Origin of the sequence: Sphingomonas sp. CFBP8993, from assembly GCF_034044895.1 — a bacterium.
Lineage (GTDB): Bacteria > Pseudomonadota > Alphaproteobacteria > Sphingomonadales > Sphingomonadaceae > Sphingomonas.
The window spans coordinates 215,297-229,858 of sequence record NZ_JAXCWU010000002.1 but is presented as its reverse complement, the minus strand read 5'-3'; the positions used below and the strand labels follow the sequence as shown (position 1 = coordinate 229,858).

16 protein-coding genes are annotated in these 14,562 nt (G+C 67.2%); 5 read left to right on the top strand and 11 right to left on the bottom strand.

Features of this window, described 5'->3' with window-relative positions:
- Positions 1-13: 13 nt before the first annotated feature.
- The 8 genes from SOM26_RS04250 to SOM26_RS04215 all read right to left on the bottom strand — a co-directional run bounded on the left by SOM26_RS04250 (position 14) and on the right by SOM26_RS04215 (position 7,550).
- The gene (locus SOM26_RS04250; RefSeq protein ID WP_320451497.1) at positions 14-1,090 is read right to left on the bottom strand and encodes a protein-glutamate methylesterase/protein-glutamine glutaminase; all 1,077 of its coding nucleotides are present in this window, start codon (positions 1,088-1,090) and stop codon (positions 14-16) included.
- A gap of 5 nt (positions 1,091-1,095) precedes the next feature.
- On the bottom strand, positions 1,096-1,947 hold the full coding sequence (locus tag SOM26_RS04245; RefSeq protein WP_320451496.1) for a CheR family methyltransferase: 852 nt from the start codon (positions 1,945-1,947) through the stop codon (positions 1,096-1,098).
- 73 nt (positions 1,948-2,020) lie between these two features.
- Positions 2,021-2,524 carry a chemotaxis protein CheW gene (locus SOM26_RS04240; RefSeq protein WP_320451495.1) on the bottom strand — a complete coding sequence of 168 codons (504 nt, stop codon included), beginning with the start codon at positions 2,522-2,524 and terminating at the stop codon, positions 2,021-2,023.
- Positions 2,521-4,323 carry a methyl-accepting chemotaxis protein gene (locus SOM26_RS04235; RefSeq protein ID WP_320451494.1) on the bottom strand — a complete coding sequence of 601 codons (1,803 nt, stop codon included), beginning with the start codon at positions 4,321-4,323 and terminating at the stop codon, positions 2,521-2,523. Before SOM26_RS04235 ends, SOM26_RS04240 begins: the two co-directional genes overlap by 4 nt.
- Before the next feature lie 48 nt (positions 4,324-4,371).
- Positions 4,372-4,875 (bottom strand): chemotaxis protein CheW, encoded by a 504-nt coding sequence (locus SOM26_RS04230; RefSeq protein WP_320451493.1) that lies wholly within the window; start codon positions 4,873-4,875, stop codon positions 4,372-4,374.
- A 4-nt stretch (positions 4,876-4,879) separates the two neighbouring features.
- Entirely contained in the window at positions 4,880-6,874 is a 1,995-nt protein-coding gene (locus SOM26_RS04225; RefSeq protein WP_320451492.1) for a chemotaxis protein CheA, read from the bottom strand.
- A complete protein-coding gene (locus SOM26_RS04220) occupies positions 6,871-7,239 on the bottom strand; it encodes a response regulator (protein WP_320451491.1) in 369 nt (122 codons plus the stop codon). The genes SOM26_RS04225 and SOM26_RS04220 overlap by 4 nt, the downstream gene beginning before the upstream one ends.
- On the bottom strand, positions 7,236-7,550 hold the full coding sequence (locus tag SOM26_RS04215) for an STAS domain-containing protein (RefSeq protein WP_320451490.1): 315 nt from the start codon (positions 7,548-7,550) through the stop codon (positions 7,236-7,238). Before SOM26_RS04215 ends, SOM26_RS04220 begins: the two co-directional genes overlap by 4 nt.
- On the opposite strand from SOM26_RS04215, the gene SOM26_RS04210 reads away from it, so the two are divergent.
- Positions 7,540-7,773: a hypothetical protein gene (locus SOM26_RS04210; RefSeq protein WP_320451489.1), complete on the top strand. Its 234-nt coding sequence runs from the start codon at positions 7,540-7,542 to the stop codon at positions 7,771-7,773. The genes SOM26_RS04215 and SOM26_RS04210 overlap by 11 nt on opposite strands.
- 219 nt (positions 7,774-7,992) lie before the next feature.
- On the opposite strand, the gene SOM26_RS04205 is transcribed toward SOM26_RS04210, so the two are convergent.
- Positions 7,993-8,811 (bottom strand): arylamine N-acetyltransferase family protein, encoded by an 819-nt coding sequence (locus SOM26_RS04205; protein ID WP_320451488.1) that lies wholly within the window; start codon positions 8,809-8,811, stop codon positions 7,993-7,995.
- Between the two features lie 105 nt (positions 8,812-8,916).
- Here SOM26_RS04205 and SOM26_RS04200 point away from each other — a divergent pair, with 105 nt between their 5' ends.
- Positions 8,917-9,852 carry an L-threonylcarbamoyladenylate synthase gene (locus SOM26_RS04200; protein ID WP_320451487.1) on the top strand — a complete coding sequence of 312 codons (936 nt, stop codon included), beginning with the start codon at positions 8,917-8,919 and terminating at the stop codon, positions 9,850-9,852.
- Positions 9,853-9,958: 106 nt separating this feature from the next.
- On the opposite strand, the gene msrA is transcribed toward SOM26_RS04200, so the two are convergent.
- Positions 9,959-10,498 carry a peptide-methionine (S)-S-oxide reductase MsrA gene (gene msrA / locus SOM26_RS04195; RefSeq protein WP_320451486.1) on the bottom strand — a complete coding sequence of 180 codons (540 nt, stop codon included), beginning with the start codon at positions 10,496-10,498 and terminating at the stop codon, positions 9,959-9,961.
- Positions 10,499-10,578: 80 nt separating this feature from the next.
- Here msrA and galE point away from each other — a divergent pair, with 80 nt between their 5' ends.
- Together galE and SOM26_RS04185 are read left to right on the top strand one after the other, a co-directional pair.
- Entirely contained in the window at positions 10,579-11,583 is a 1,005-nt protein-coding gene (galE, locus tag SOM26_RS04190) for a UDP-glucose 4-epimerase GalE (protein ID WP_320451485.1), read from the top strand.
- Between the two features lie 4 nt (positions 11,584-11,587).
- Entirely contained in the window at positions 11,588-12,427 is an 840-nt protein-coding gene (locus SOM26_RS04185; protein WP_320451484.1) for an HpcH/HpaI aldolase/citrate lyase family protein, read from the top strand.
- On the opposite strand, the gene SOM26_RS04180 is transcribed toward SOM26_RS04185, so the two are convergent.
- On the bottom strand, positions 12,404-13,129 hold the full coding sequence (locus SOM26_RS04180; protein WP_320451483.1) for a phosphatase PAP2 family protein: 726 nt from the start codon (positions 13,127-13,129) through the stop codon (positions 12,404-12,406). The two genes, SOM26_RS04185 and SOM26_RS04180, sit on opposite strands and share 24 nt — an antisense overlap.
- Before the next feature lie 258 nt (positions 13,130-13,387).
- Between SOM26_RS04180 and SOM26_RS04175 the strand changes: the two genes are divergently transcribed.
- The gene (locus tag SOM26_RS04175) at positions 13,388-13,513 is read left to right on the top strand and encodes a hypothetical protein (protein ID WP_320451482.1); all 126 of its coding nucleotides are present in this window, start codon (positions 13,388-13,390) and stop codon (positions 13,511-13,513) included.
- The last annotated feature ends 1,049 nt before the right edge of the window (positions 13,514-14,562 follow it).

Genomic DNA, 14,562 nt, shown 5'->3' with positions numbered 1-14,562 from the left:
ATGTCGTCTTTCCTTAGCGGGCCGTGGCGTGGAGCAGTTCGCGCGCGACGCTGCCCAGCGGAATGATCTTGTCGTGTGCGCCGCGCGCGATCGCTTCCTTGGGCATGCCGAACACGACCGAGGTCGCCTCGTCCTGCGCAAAGGTGCGTGCACCCGCCTGCTTCATCTCGAGCAGGCCGCGCGCGCCGTCGTCGCCCATGCCGGTCAGGATGATGCCGACCGCGTTGGACCCGGCGTTGCGCGCCGCCGAACGGAACAGCACGTCGACCGACGGGCGATGCCGCGACACCAGCGGCCCCTCGCGCACCGACACGACATAGCGCGCGCCCTGCCGCTCCAGCATGGTATGGCGCAGGCCGCCCGGCGCGATCAGCACCCGGCCGCGCATCACCGTGTCGCCGTCCTCGGCCTCCTTGACGTCGACCTGGCACAGCCCGTCGAGCCGCTTGGCAAAGGCGCGGGTGAAGCTTTCGGGCATGTGCTGGACGATGACGATACCCGGCGAATTGGCGGGCAGCGCCTCCAGCACCTCGCGCAGCGCCTCGGTCCCGCCGGTCGACGCGCCGATGCACACCACCATCTCGGTCGTGCGGCTCATCGCGCGGCCGGTCGGCGGCGGCAGGACGGCGTCGGCGGTCAGCTTCTTGGCCGGCTCGGTGGTTCGACCTGCGGGACGGCGCGCGCCGATCCGCGCCTTTGCCGCGCCCTTCACCGTCTCGCGGATCATCGCATGCGCCTCGACCAGATGGTCGGCGACGCCGACACGCGGCTTCAGGATGACGTCGACCGCCCCCGCCTCCAGCGCCTGGAGCAACGTCTCAGACCCTTCCTCGACCAGCGAGGAGCACATGACGACGGGGATCGGATGCTGCGACATCAATTTGCGCAGGAAGGTGATGCCGTCCATGCGCGGCATCTCGACGTCGAGCGTGATGACGTCGGGCACCTGCTCCTGGATGTAACGCGCCGCGGCGAAGGGATCGGCGGCGGCGGCCATCACCTCGATCTGCGGATCGGCGGACAGGATCGCGGTCATCGCCTGGCGGACGCTGGCGCTGTCGTCGATCACGAGGACTCGGATTTTCGGCATGACGCTCAAATCCGCTGGAAGACGGTGTTGGCCACCGCCTTGAGGGGAAGGTCGAAGCCGGTGATCGATTCCGAATGGCCCAGGAATATCAGGCCGCCGGGGCGCAGACATTCGGCCAGACGGCGAACCACCTTTTCCTGGGTCGGCTTGTCGAAATAGATCAGGACGTTGCGGCAGAAGATGATGTCCATCGGATCGCCGACCGGATAGCGCGCATCCATCAGGTTCATCTGCGCAAAGCCGATAGCCGAGCGCAGCTTGGGTACGATGCGCATCTCGCCGCGTTTCGGATCGCTGGCCTTCATCGCATAGCGGTTGCGCAAGGCGACCGGCACCGGATCCAGCATCGACGAAGGATAGATGCCGCGCCTGGCGGTATACAGCACCTCGCTGTCCAGGTCCGTCGCCAGGATGCCGAAATCGGGCCCGCCTTGATCCTGGGCGAAGGAGTCGAGCAGCATGGCCAGCGTATAGGGCTCCGCCCCCGTCGAGCACGCGGCGCTCCATACCCGCAGGCGACGCATCCCTTCGTCGCGCAGGCGCGGCATCACGGTGCCCATCAGATATTCGAAATGCTTGGGCTCGCGGAAGAAGTCGGTCTTGTTCGTCGTGACCGCGTTCAACAGATGCTCGCGCTCTTCGTCCAGATGGCTGCCCTCGAACAGCCAGCTGCAATAGGCGCTGAGGGTGGACAGGCCGGTCGCGCGCACCCGGCGGCGCAGGCGCCCCTCGATCATGGTAATCTTGGCCGGGGGCAGGCGGATGCCGCACTCCTGATAAACATAGGCCGAAATTCGGTCGAAATCGCGGGGTTGAAGCGCATCGGCGGATACCGCCACGCGGGCCTGGCTGCTCAAAGGGACGGCTCCGGTGATAACGAGGGAAGGAGCGGTCGGCGGCATTCGCGCCGCCGACCGCGAAATAGGACGATCAGGCCGCGAGGCCGAGATCGCCGAGCGCGGCGTCGACGTCCTCGGCACCGAACAGGCGCACCGGGTCGAGCAGCGCGACGAAACCGGCCCCGCGCCGCAGGATCGCCTCGATCTGCTGCGACCGCCAGCGCCCGCCGAGTTCGGGCGAGCCCTCCACCGCATCCGCGCCGAAGGTGGCGACGTCAAGCACCCGGTCGACCACCAGCCCGAGTGCGAACGGCGCCCCGTCCGCCCCGGCGATATCGACGACCAGGATCCGCGTCTTGAGCGTCACCGCGACCGGCGTCATGCCCAGCCGGACGCGCAGGTCGACCATGGGCACCGACGCGCCGCGTACGTCGGTCAGGCCCAGGAACCAGTCGGGTGCGTGGGGCACCCGATAGGCCTGACGATGATCCAGGATTTCGCGGACCGCGGTCACGGGAAGGGCGAATTCCTCGTCGCCCAACCCGAACACCACGACCTGGACGTCGCCGCCCGCTAGGGTCGTGCCCTGGGTCATGCGGCACGTCCGAAAGCGGCGTCTTCGTCATCGGCGCCACCGTTCGTCAGGTCGAGTGCGAAGCCGCGCACCCGTGCCTGCTGATCGGCGACCGAGCCTGCGCGCGGGGCCGGCTTGGCCGGGCGCGATGCCGTCGCACGCGCCGGGGCAGGCTTGCGGACCGCCGTCTTGCCGGCGCCGCCCTGACCGCCCTTGTCGACACGGAAATAGGCGATGCTCTCCTGAAGCTCCTCGGCCTGGCTGGCCAGTTCCTCCGAGGTGGACGAGATCTGCTCGGACGCGCTGGCATTCTGCTGCGTGACCTTGTCGAGCTGCTGGATCGCCTCGTTGATCTGCACCGCGCCGATATCCTGCTCGCGGCACGCGGCGCTGATCTCGGCGACCAGCTCGGCGGTGCGGCGGATGTCGGGGACCAGCTTGGTCAGCATCTCGCCCGCCTGGGTCGCGGCGGACACGGTATCCGACGACATGCCGCTGATCTCCGCCGCCGCCGACTGGCTGCGCTCGGCCAGCTTGCGCACCTCGGCTGCTACGACCGCAAAGCCGCGACCATGCTCACCCGCGCGGGCCGCCTCGACCGCCGCGTTCAGCGCCAGCAGGTCGGTCTGGCGGGCGATTTCCTGCACGATGCCGATCTTGTCGGCGATGGTGCGCATCGCGACAACCGCCTTGGTAACGGCCTGGCCGCTGATCTCGGCGTCCTGCGACGACTGGCGCGCGATCTTTTCGGTCTGGGTCGCGTTGTCGGCATTCTGTTTGATGTTGGCGGCCATCTGCTCCATCGAGGCCGAGGCCTCTTCGGCGGCGGCGGCCTGTTCGGTCGCGCCCTGGCTCACCTGCTCGGACGAAGACGACAGCTGCTGGCTGCCCGCCGCGACATTCTGCGCCGCCTGGGTCGCGTCACCGACGACGCCGCGAAGACGCTCGACCATCGCGACCAGCGCATGGCCCAGCATGTCCTTGTCGGACAGCGGCTGGTGATCGACGGTCAGGTCGCCCGCCGCGATCGTATCGGCCAGTTGGGCGCTTTCGCGCAGGCTGACGGTCATGCGGTTGACCGTCCCGACCAGATCCTTGATCTCGTCGTTCGACGTGACGGAGATCTCGTGGTTCAGGTCGCCGACCGCCACCGCGTCGAGTGCCTGCGACACCTTGTTCAGGCCCCCGGCCACCAGGCGCGAGATCCAGAAAGCGCCCGCCGCCGCGATCAGGACGGCGATCACCGCCACCACGATCAGCAGGTTGCGCGCATTCTCGTAATTGGTCTGAGCTTCGTCGCTGGCGGTCTTCATGCTGGCCTGATTCATCTCGATCAGCTGGCCGATCGCCGCCGACATCTTGCCGGCGATTTCGCGCGACTTTTCCATCGACAGCGCGCCCGCCTCGGCTCTCCTGTTGGTCTTGGTGAGCGAACGGATCGATTCGTTTACCGGGACATAGGCCTGATAACTGCGCTGGATGTCGTGCCAGACCGGCCGCGACACCTCGGTCGAGCCCGCCAGCCCCTGCGTGATCAGCGTATCGATCTCACCGCGCGCCTTCATCAGTTCGACGTCGAACTTCTCGGTCAGGTCCACGTCGCTGGTCAGCGCCATGTTCTTTTCCATGCGCAGCGCATAGCTGATCCGCTCGTTCAACCGCTCCGAGCGGTCGAGCCGGGTGACCGGGCCTGAAATCATGGCGTCGGTCGTCTCGTTCAGCGAACCCATGCGGGCGACGCTGACTCCGACGATGACGAGGAGAAGTGTAATGATGAGCGCGAACGTCGCGCCTAGTTTCATCTTGATCGTAGCACGCATGTTTCAGGCCCCCCTGGGCTGGATTGGTGTGGATTTGGGTGTGATGGATCAGTGCACGACGACCGGCTCGCCCGCAGGCGCGGTCAGTCGGGCGAACAGTGCGGGCAGGTCGGGCAGGACGACCACGTCGCCCCCGCGCCGCACCAGGCAGCGGACATGCTCGCGTGGCCAGCGTATGCCGATGACCGGCGCCTCCTCGGCATCGTCCGCCTGCAACACGGCAACCTCGTTGACGCGGTCGGCGGTCAGCCCGATCAGGACCGGATTGCCGTCCACGGGCAGTTCGATGACGATGATCCGGCTTTCGGCGGTCAGCCCCTGCGCCTCCATGCCGAACGCCCCCCGCAGATCGGCCAGCGGCACGATGCGACCGCGAAAGTTGATGACGGCCCCGGCCATCGGATCGGCGCCGGGGACGGTGGTGATCGGCATCATGTCCAGGATTTCGCGGACGATGCCCGCCTCCAGCGCGAACGTCTCGTGGCCCAGCCCGAAGGTCAGGACTTCAAGCCCCTGCCCGGGCGTCCAGTTGGGAATTTTATGATACGGCATGGCGTTATCCAGCGGCGAGGCGCCGCTCCTCCCTGGGCTGGCTCAGCGCGATCAGCTGAGCGATGTCGAGGATCAGGGCGACCGAACCGTCGCCCAGGATGGTCGCGCCCGCAAAGGCCGCGACGTTGCGGTGGAGCGGCGACATGGCCTTGATGACCGTCTGGTGGTTGCCGATGATCTGGTCGACGACCAGGCCCACCCGCTCGGTGCCGGTGCCGACGACCACGATCTTCTGATAGGTGTCGGGCCGGGTGCCGGTGTCGAACAGGTCGCGCAGGCGGACGAACGGCACCAGCCTTTCGCGCAGCGTGATGATGCTGCGCCCGCGCGAGCGCAGATCCTCCTCCAGCGACAGCTCCAGGCATTCCTCGACCGCCGCCAGCGGAATGACGTAACGCCCCTCGCCCACCCGGACGAGCAGACCATCAATGATCGCCAGTGTCAGCGGAATGCGCAGTGTGATGGTCGATCCCTGGCCGGACACGCTCTTCACGTCGATCGTGCCGCGCAGGCTTTCGATCGTGCGCTTGACCACGTCCATGCCCACGCCGCGACCCGACAGGTTCGTGACCTGCGCCGCCGTCGAGAAACCGGGATGGAAGATCAGGCCCAGCAGCTCGTCCTCGCTCACCACCTGGCCCGGCTGGATCAGGCCATTGGCCTCCGCCTTGGCACGGACCCGCTCGACATCGATGCCGCGTCCGTCGTCGGTGATCGTGATCAGGACCTCGCCCCCCGCCTGATGCGCGCTCAGGCGGATGAGGCCGCTGGTCGACTTGCCCGCCGCCAGACGATCCTCGGGCCGTTCCAGGCCATGGTCGCAGGAGTTGCGGATGATGTGGACCAGCGGGTCGAACAGCCGCTCGATGACCGTCTTGTCGACTTCGGTGCTCTCGCCCTCGGTGACCAGTTCGATGGTCTTGCCGGTTTCGATGGCGAGGTCGTGAATCAGGCGGCGGAAGCGACCGAACAGCGTCGAGACCGGCACCATGCGCAGGATCATCATCGTGTCGCGCATCTCGCCCGCCAGCCGTTCGATCTCTTCGGAGACCGAACGCAGGCTCAGGTCATGGCCATGGCCCGCCAGCTGCGACAACCGGCTCTGCGCGATGACGAGTTCGCCGACGCGGTCCATCAGTTCGTCGAGCCGTTCGGCGGGTACGCGGACATGCTCACCCTGCGACCGGGCCGCTGCCGTCGTCCGTGGCCCGGCATCGTTCGCCACGACCGGCGCATCCGTCACCGGAACATCGGCGGTCGGGCCTGCGGAAACCACCGGTGCCGCGCCGTCATCGACGGCCGCCGCGACGGCTTCCTCGACCGCCAGCGGGGTGATCGTGATCTCCATATCGTCCATGACGAACAGGAACACGTCCTCGATCGCCTCTCGCGAAATGTCGCCGATCAGCGTGCAGTCCCAGCCGACGACGCAGTCCGCCGGGTTCAGGTCCGCGAGCGCCGGGATCTCGTCGACACGGGCGACAATGGTCGCCTCGCCCAAATCGCGCAGCTCGTCGAGCAACGCCAGCGGGTTGGTGCCGTTGGCCATCGCGTCGGGTGGCAGGCGGAACGACAGGTTCCATCCCTGCCGGGCCGGAGCCGCGACCGGGGCAGCGACGCCGCCCCCCGCCGCCGCATCGACCGCCGCCGCCAGCCGGGCCAGGATCGCCTGCCCCTCGGCCTCGGGCGCATCGCCCTCGACCAGCGCGCGCATATGGTCGCCCGCCGACAGGATCACCGACACCAGCTCGGGCGTCGCACGGACATCGCCCTTGCGGACCCGGTCGAACGCGGTTTCGCAGTGATGGGTGAAGGCGGCCAGCTTGTCGAAGCCGAACATCGCGCCCGAACCCTTGAGCGTATGGAGCCCCCGGAACACCGCATTGACCAGGTTCATGTCATCCAGGCGGTGCCCCAGGTCCAGCAGACCCTGTTCCACCTGCTCCAGAAGCTCGCCCGCCTCGATCCGAAAGGCGGCTGTCGGATCCTCGCCGCTCACCGGGCGAGAACCTTCTGCGCCACGCGGATCAGCTGCTCGGGCTGGAACGGCTTCACCAGCCAGCCGGTCGCGCCCGCCGCCTTGGCCTGCGCCTTCATCGCATCGTCCGACTCGGTGGTCAGGAAGATGATCGGCACGCCCGCCTGCGCCGGCTGCTCGCGCAGCGCGCGGATCATCTGCAGGCCGTCCATGTTGGGCATGTTCAGGTCGGTGACGATCAGGTCGAACCGCGTCGCGGTCGCCTTCGCCAATCCTTCGACGCCGTCAGCGGCCTCGGTTACCGTATAGCCCGCGCCGGTCAGCGCGATGCGGATCGCCATGCGCAGGCTGGCACTGTCGTCGACGGTAAGGATGGAAGCGCTCATTGCGGGGAGTCTCCGTGGAACCAGAATTGGGTGTGTTCGGGGTTGGTGGTGGGGGTGAAGGCCGCGCGATCGAGCAGCGCGCGCAACGGCGGGTTCGCAGGGGCCGTCAGGGCGAAATCACACGCCGCCTTCGCCGCGCTGACCCGCGCGGCCTGGACGAGCTGGATCACGCTCAGGTCGGGCGCGGCGACCTGGGACAGGTCCAGCCGGACGGTCGCGCCCGGCATGATCGCGGTGGACAGTTGCTCGGCCAGGATGCCGATGTTCGGGAGGCACGAATTCTCGTTTGCCATCACCGTGGTGATCGACATGATTGTATCCTTCGTCGTAAAAATTCTGGCGGCGCGGGCCATGCCCGCGTCGAAATTACGGCCTATGCAAGGCGCAGGTGACAAGGCCCCGGTCGGCGATCCAATGGCATATCCAATTCCCCCCGTTCATGGGTACGTCTACGCGCCAATGGTAAAATCGCTCTTAAATGAAAACGCGTTCATGACGAAAATGGCGATTTGTCTGAACGACCCAGTCGTCTAGCGTTGAGTGCCGCCGCCTGACCTATGGGGGAATGGGGGTTTTCAGCCAGAATATCGGCTTAAACCTGCGGAATATGGGCTCTGACCGTGTTCGATCAGGCGCGGGCGACTCGGGAAACCGGCCCGTGATTCGCCAGCATTTTGGACAACGAATCGGACGCTGCCGCCGGTGGGTGGTGGGCGGCGGACCGCTAACGGCACCGCACACCCACCAAAATGGTCAGTCGCCGAACAGGGTCGCGACGTCCTCGGCGGACAGGTCGATTCCGAACATCAGGCTCATGCGCATCCGATAGACCCGCGGGTCGGCGATCATCGCGGCGGTTTCGTCCTGTCCAACGCGACGGCGATAATGGCGATCGGTCAGCGAGGCGAAACCGTGCGGCAGGATGATGCTGACGATCGCGGCCTGGACGAACCGGCTTTCGGGGAAAGTCGACGTCCAGTGATTGGCCATCGCCAGATCGGCATCCCAGACCTGGTCCGTGGTGAAGCTGTATTGCGGCTCCCACCCCTCACCCGCCGAGCGGCCGTCGGTATGGCCGGGATGCCCGTCGCGCAGCAGCATCCAGCCATGCTGGGCGTCGCGCATCAGGCGGAAGCGCGCACCATCGGGCGCGGTCGCCTCGGCACCGTCGACCAGCGGCATCGGCGGGGAATAGCTGCCCCCGAACCCGGCATCGGCGATCCACGCCTGTCCGTCGATCTCGACCAGGCTGAACGTGTGCGTGGTCGGCGGCACGTCGGTCGCGCGCAGCCACACCCGCCCCAGCAGCGGCCGGGCGGCAAAGCCGTGCGCGGCCAGCGCGTCGAGGAGCACCCGGTTATGTTCGAAACAATAGCCGCCACGCTTGGCGGTCACCAGCTTGGCAAAGACGCTGGCGCTGTCGATCGCAATGCGGCGGCCCAGCCGGACGTCGAGATTCTCGAACGGAATGGCCAGGCGGTGCGCCCGTTGCAGCCGGGCCAGTCCTTCGGCATCGACGGTGACCCGAGAGGGCAGGGCGATACGGGCGAGATAGGAATCGAGGTCGAACATGCCCCGCCAGATAAGGTGCCGAACCGCGATTGTCGAAGGGGGGCACCCCGCCCCCTTCATGCCCCTCCTTAACGGGCGGCCCCCTCACGCGTATAGGCTGGCGCGATGGCCTTTCCCGACACCGATCCCACCCTGCCCTATTCGACGCCCGCGATTCGTGCCGCGGCCGATGTCCTGCGGGCGGGCGGGATCGTCGCGGTGCCGACCGAGACGGTGTACGGCCTGGCCGCCGACGCCACCGATGCGTCGGCCGTGGCGCGCATCTATGCGGCCAAGGGGCGGCCGTCCTTCAATCCGCTGATCGTCCATGTTCCCGATCTGGCGGCGGCACGGGCGCTGGCGGAATTCGACGCGGACGCGCTGGCGCTGGCCGATGCCTTCTGGCCGGGTCCGCTGACCCTGGTCCGGCCGCTCAAAGCCGGCGCGGGTATCGCCTCGCTGGTCACCGCAGGGCTGGACACGGTCGCCATCCGCGTGCCGCGCCACCGCGCGATGCAGGCGCTGCTCGCCGAAACCGGCCGCCCCCTCGCCGCGCCGTCCGCCAATGCCAGCGGCGGGATCAGCCCGACGCGCAGCCACCATGTCCGTGCCAGCCTGGGGCCGCACGTGCCGATCCTCGACGATGGTGCGACCGAGGCGGGGCTGGAGTCGACCATCGTCGCGGGCCGCACCATCCTGCGTCCGGGTCCGATAACGGCGGGGATGCTGGCGCGGGTGCTGGGCGATGTGCGGCAGGGGCCCGAGGCTCCCGCGATCGTCACCGCCCCCGGACAGCTTGCCAGCCACTACGCCCCGCGCAAGCCGCTGCGCCTGAACGTCACCGACGCGAGGCCCGACGAATGGCTGATCGGTTTCGGCGCAGTGCGCGGGCAGGACAGCCTGTCCGAGACGGGCGACCCGATCGAGGCGGCGGCCCGCCTGTTCGACGCGCTGCACCGCGCCGATGCGAGTGACCGCCCCGGACTGGCCGTGGCACCGATCCCGACGGACGGCATCGGCGAGGCGATCAACGACCGGCTCCGCCGCGCGGCGACGCGCTGATCCCGGCCGGGCGTGTGGCCGGTGTTTTTCAGGGAAAGTCGAAGGCCAACGGCCTCACGCTCGCAAACAAAAAGGGGGCCGGGCTCATGCCCCGCCCCCATCATATTTACGCCGTCACCGCCTTCGACCGCGCGGCAAAGCTCTTGCGCAGCTTCTGGAGCTTGGGCGGGATCACGGCCATGCAATAGGGGTTCGACCGGCCCGAGGTTTCCCAATAATCCTGGTGATAATCCTCGGCCGGATACCACTCCGCCATCGGTTCGATCGTCGTGACGATCGGCTTGTCGCTGCCCGCCTGGGCGCGTTCGACGGCGGCCTTCATCGCGGCGTCCTGGCGTTCGTCGGCCGGGAACATGGCCGAGCGATACTGGGTGCCGACATCGTTGCCCTGACGGTTCAACTGCGTCGGGTCATGCGTCGCGAAATAGATGTCGAGCAGATCGTCCAGCGACAGCTGCTCGGGATCGAACCCGATGCGGATCGCCTCGGCATGGCCGGTATCGCCGCTGCACACCTGCTTGTAGGTCGGGTTGGGGACGGTGCCGCCGATATAGCCGCTTTCGACCGATTCGACCCCGATCACGTCCTTGAACACCGCCTCGGTGCACCAGAAACAGCCCCCGGCCAGCGTTACATATTCGGTCACTCGGAATCTCCTTGTCGTCTTGTACACCTAGATAGGAAGCGGCTAGGCGACGGCAATCCGGAGACTGGGGGCAAAAGACGATGGCGACGATCGACGGCAAGGTGATGGTGACCGGCGGGGCGGGCTATATCGGCAGCCATGCCGTGCTGGCGTTGCTGGACGCAGGGTTTGACGTCGTCGTGCTCGACAATCTGGTCACCGGTTTCGACTGGGCGGTCGATCCCCGCGCCGCGCTGGTCGTCGCCAACGTCGCCGACGACGACGCGGTGCGCGCCGCGATCCGCGAACACCGCGTCCGCGCGATCATGCATTTCGCCGGGTCGGTCGTGGTGCCGGAGTCGGTCAGCGATCCGCTTAAATATTATCGCAACAACACCGCCGCCAGCCGCGCACTGATCGAAAGCGCCGTGGCCGAGGGCGTCGCGCACTTCATCTTCTCGTCGACCGCCGCCACCTATGGCACCCCCGAAAAGGTCCCGGTCGCCGAGAATGATCCCAAGGCGCCGATCAACCCCTATGGCATGTCCAAGCTGATGACCGAGATCATGCTGAAGGACGTCGCCGCGGCGCATCCGATCAACTATTGCGCGCTGCGCTACTTCAACGTCGCGGGCGCGGACCCGCAGGGGCGCTCGGGCCAGTCGACGGTGGGCGCGACCCATCTGATCAAGATCGCGGTCGAGGCGGCGATCGGCAAGCGTGAAGCGGTCGGCGTCTATGGCACCGACTTCGCCACCCGCGACGGGACGGGCGTGCGCGACTATATCCATGTCTCCGACCTTGCCGCCGCGCATGTCGCCGCGCTCGAACTGCTGGTCGCGCAGCCGGGTGAGAGCCACACGCTGAACTGCGGCTATGGCCGGGGCTTTTCGGTGCTGGAAGTGCTCGACGCGGTCGACCGGGTGACCAACCACAGGATCGAGCGCCGTATGGAGGGCCGCCGCGCGGGCGACCCGGCCGAGCTGGTCGCCGACAACAGCGCGATCCTGGCCGCCCTGCCCTGGCGGCCCGAACGCGACGATCTGGACGGCATCGTCCGCGACGCGCTGGCCTGGGAGCGCAAGCTCGCCGAGATGGGGCGCTGATCCCATGCGGCTGCGTTCGCTGCTGTTCGTGCCGGGCGACCGGCCGGATCGGATGGCCAAGGCGCTGGGGCTTGGTGCCGACGCGCTGATCCTTGACCTGGAGGACGCGGTCGCCCCCGATGCCAAGCCCCGCGCCCGTGCGGAGGTCGCGCAATTCCTGAGCGGCCCACGCGATCACGGCGTGTGGCTGTTCGTGCGCATCAACCCCATCGACGGACCGCTGGCGTCGGACGATCTGGCAGCGATACTTCCCGCGCGGCCCGACGGCATCGTCCTGCCCAAGGCGGAGGGCTTGGCCAGCCTGGACGCGCTGGCGGCCCAGGGTGCCGGAGACGTGCCGGTCCTGCCGATCGCGACCGAGACACCCGCCGCGCTGTTCCGGCTGGGCGAGTATGCCGGATCGCCCTTGTCGCTGGCGGGCATGACCTGGGGGGCCGAGGATCTCCCCGCCGCGATCGGCGCGACCACCGCACGCGAAGCCGATGGCAGCTACACCGCGCCCTATCAGCTGGCGCGCTCGCTGACCCTGTTCGGTGCGCATGCTGCGGGGGTGGCGGCGATCGAGACCGTCTATCCCGATTTCCGCGATCTGGATGGCCTGGCCGCCTATGCCGCGCGGGCGCAACGCGACGGCTTTACCGGCATGATGGCGATCCATCCCGCCCAGGTGCAGGTCATCAACGCGGCCTTTACGCCAACGGCGCAGGATATCGCGCGGGCGCAAGCGATCGTCGACCTGTTCGCCGCCAATCCCGGCGCGGGGGCGCTGCAGATGGAGGGCAAGATGGTCGACGCGCCGCACCTGAAGGCGGCCCGCGCCTTACTCGCGCGCGCCGCGTCCTGACGCTCCGGTCCAGGACACACGGGCGGCGGCGGTCGCCCACCACCATCCCAGCGCCCAGAGCGTGCCGAAGCACCACCCCGCCGCCACGTCCGACGGCCAGTGCACGCCCAGATAGACGCGGCTGACGCCGATCGCGCCGACCAGGAATACCGCCAGCAGCACGATCGCGTGCCGCAGTCTTCGGTGCCAGGTCGCCTGGGTGGCGAGTGCCGCCAACGTCATGTAGACCATCGCGCTGCCCGCCGCATGGCCGCTGGGAAAGCTGGCATTGTGAACGTCGACCCAGTGCGGCACCAATTCGGGCCGGGTCCGGTCGACCGCATGCTTGACCAGCGTCACGACCATGCCGCCACTGATTCCCGCCGCCGCCGTGGCGATTGCCGTCAGCCACAATCCACGCGCCAGCAGCAGCACGGCCGCGCCCGCGACCATCAGGATAAGGACCGGCACACTGCCCAGGGCGGTAAAATCCACCGCCACCGCCCGAAGCTGCTGCGAATCGCAGCAAGCCCGCAACCCGGTCAGGATCGCCCGGTCCCAGGCGAACGGCCAATGATCGACCGCCAGCCCTGCCAATAGCAACAACGTCAGCGCGATGGCCCCGGCCGCCACGCCCCGCAACGCCATCGGCATTGCGGCCAGATTGGGTGTCGACGCCGCCGCCGATTCGGGGTTGGATTCCCGTTCATCAGGACGGGTCATGCCGGTATCGCCTTCATCATCGGGCTTGTGCGACCATGGAATCGAAAGGACAAGCCGACGGCGCGATAGCCGGTCTGTCCGACCACCTTTCGCTATGTGGTGGCGTCGCGCCGACGCTCTCCATCGATCAAAGACCGGGTATTTATTTTTTACTGAGCCGATCACATTCATTCGAAAAATGGGTTTGCCTGTTAACGGTTTTCGTCTCATAGTTGAGACAGACCGGCTCTTCGACCGGTTGGAGAGGAATGCACCACCATGGACGACCACGCTATTTCGCCCCTCGATCGCCTGATGATCCTGACGCTCGGCGCCGCCGCCAGCTGGCTCGCGGTGGGTGGTGTAGCGTTTGGTGCCTCGAAACTGGTCGCGCACCTGTTCTGAACAAACGACCGATGGTCGGCCCGTGAGAGCGGGTCGGCCGTTTTGAATGTGGGCCGCGCCTGGCGAATTGGTGTCGGCCGCCGGTGCCCGATCACAATCGGGCAGACGCGCCGCTGCGCTGTCGCCTTTTCGAAAATCGAAGATTGTGCTGGTCGCCTATGGCCAGCCCGATGGCATCAGGGCCGTCGCTTCACTCTGCCGCCGCCATCCGATGGTGAGTCGGCCGCCTTACCGTGATGAACGGGCTTTTTGGCGGTTCCTTGTGGCCTCTACAAATTGACGTGAGCCGAATGCCCCTCCCCTCAATAGAGGTCGACGACTTTCGCCAGCCCCAGATCAGCGACCTGATCCCGCCCGGTCCGCACGGCTCGCCGGACCTTCGTACACGCCGTTTTTTTAACGGCCCCATCAGTTCAGCCTTACAGCTGAATTGAGAACATTCCCGAAACACCAATCGATTTGATACGCATCGGCCGCCCCGAAGGGTAGAAATCTGAATGATTACAGGCAATTCCGTTCAGGCAACGGAACATGGCGGGCGCGTAGGCCATTCCCCCGACACCTGTTTCCCAGAAGGACGTGACCATGAAATTTGCAAGTTTGCTTGCTGCCGGCCTTGCCGTTGCCACCCTCGGCTTGAGCGCCAGCGCCGATGCGCAGCGCTGGGGCCACGACGATCCGAGAGGCCCGCATGCACGCCCTGACCGACATGGCCCTCCGCACCGCGGCCCCGCTCGGTATGACCGGCACGATGGCCCGCGCTGGCAAGGCCGCAACCACTATCGCCAGCAGCGTTGCCGGGTCGAATACAGCCACCGGGCGCACAAGCGGATCCGCGTCTGCCGCTGATCTGACGGTGTGGCGCTGCCAAAGGCGCCACACCCTTCCCCGCATTTTTAATCATGCTGGCTTGGCTTCCGCCGCCGGGGGATCGTCGAGATCAAATCCCATTTATGCGGCGGCTATGTAGGCCTCCGATCGTTGTCATCTCGTTCCGCGCTTCGGGATGCGCCTGGACGTCCACCCATCACCAGAATGGGAGCGAAGAG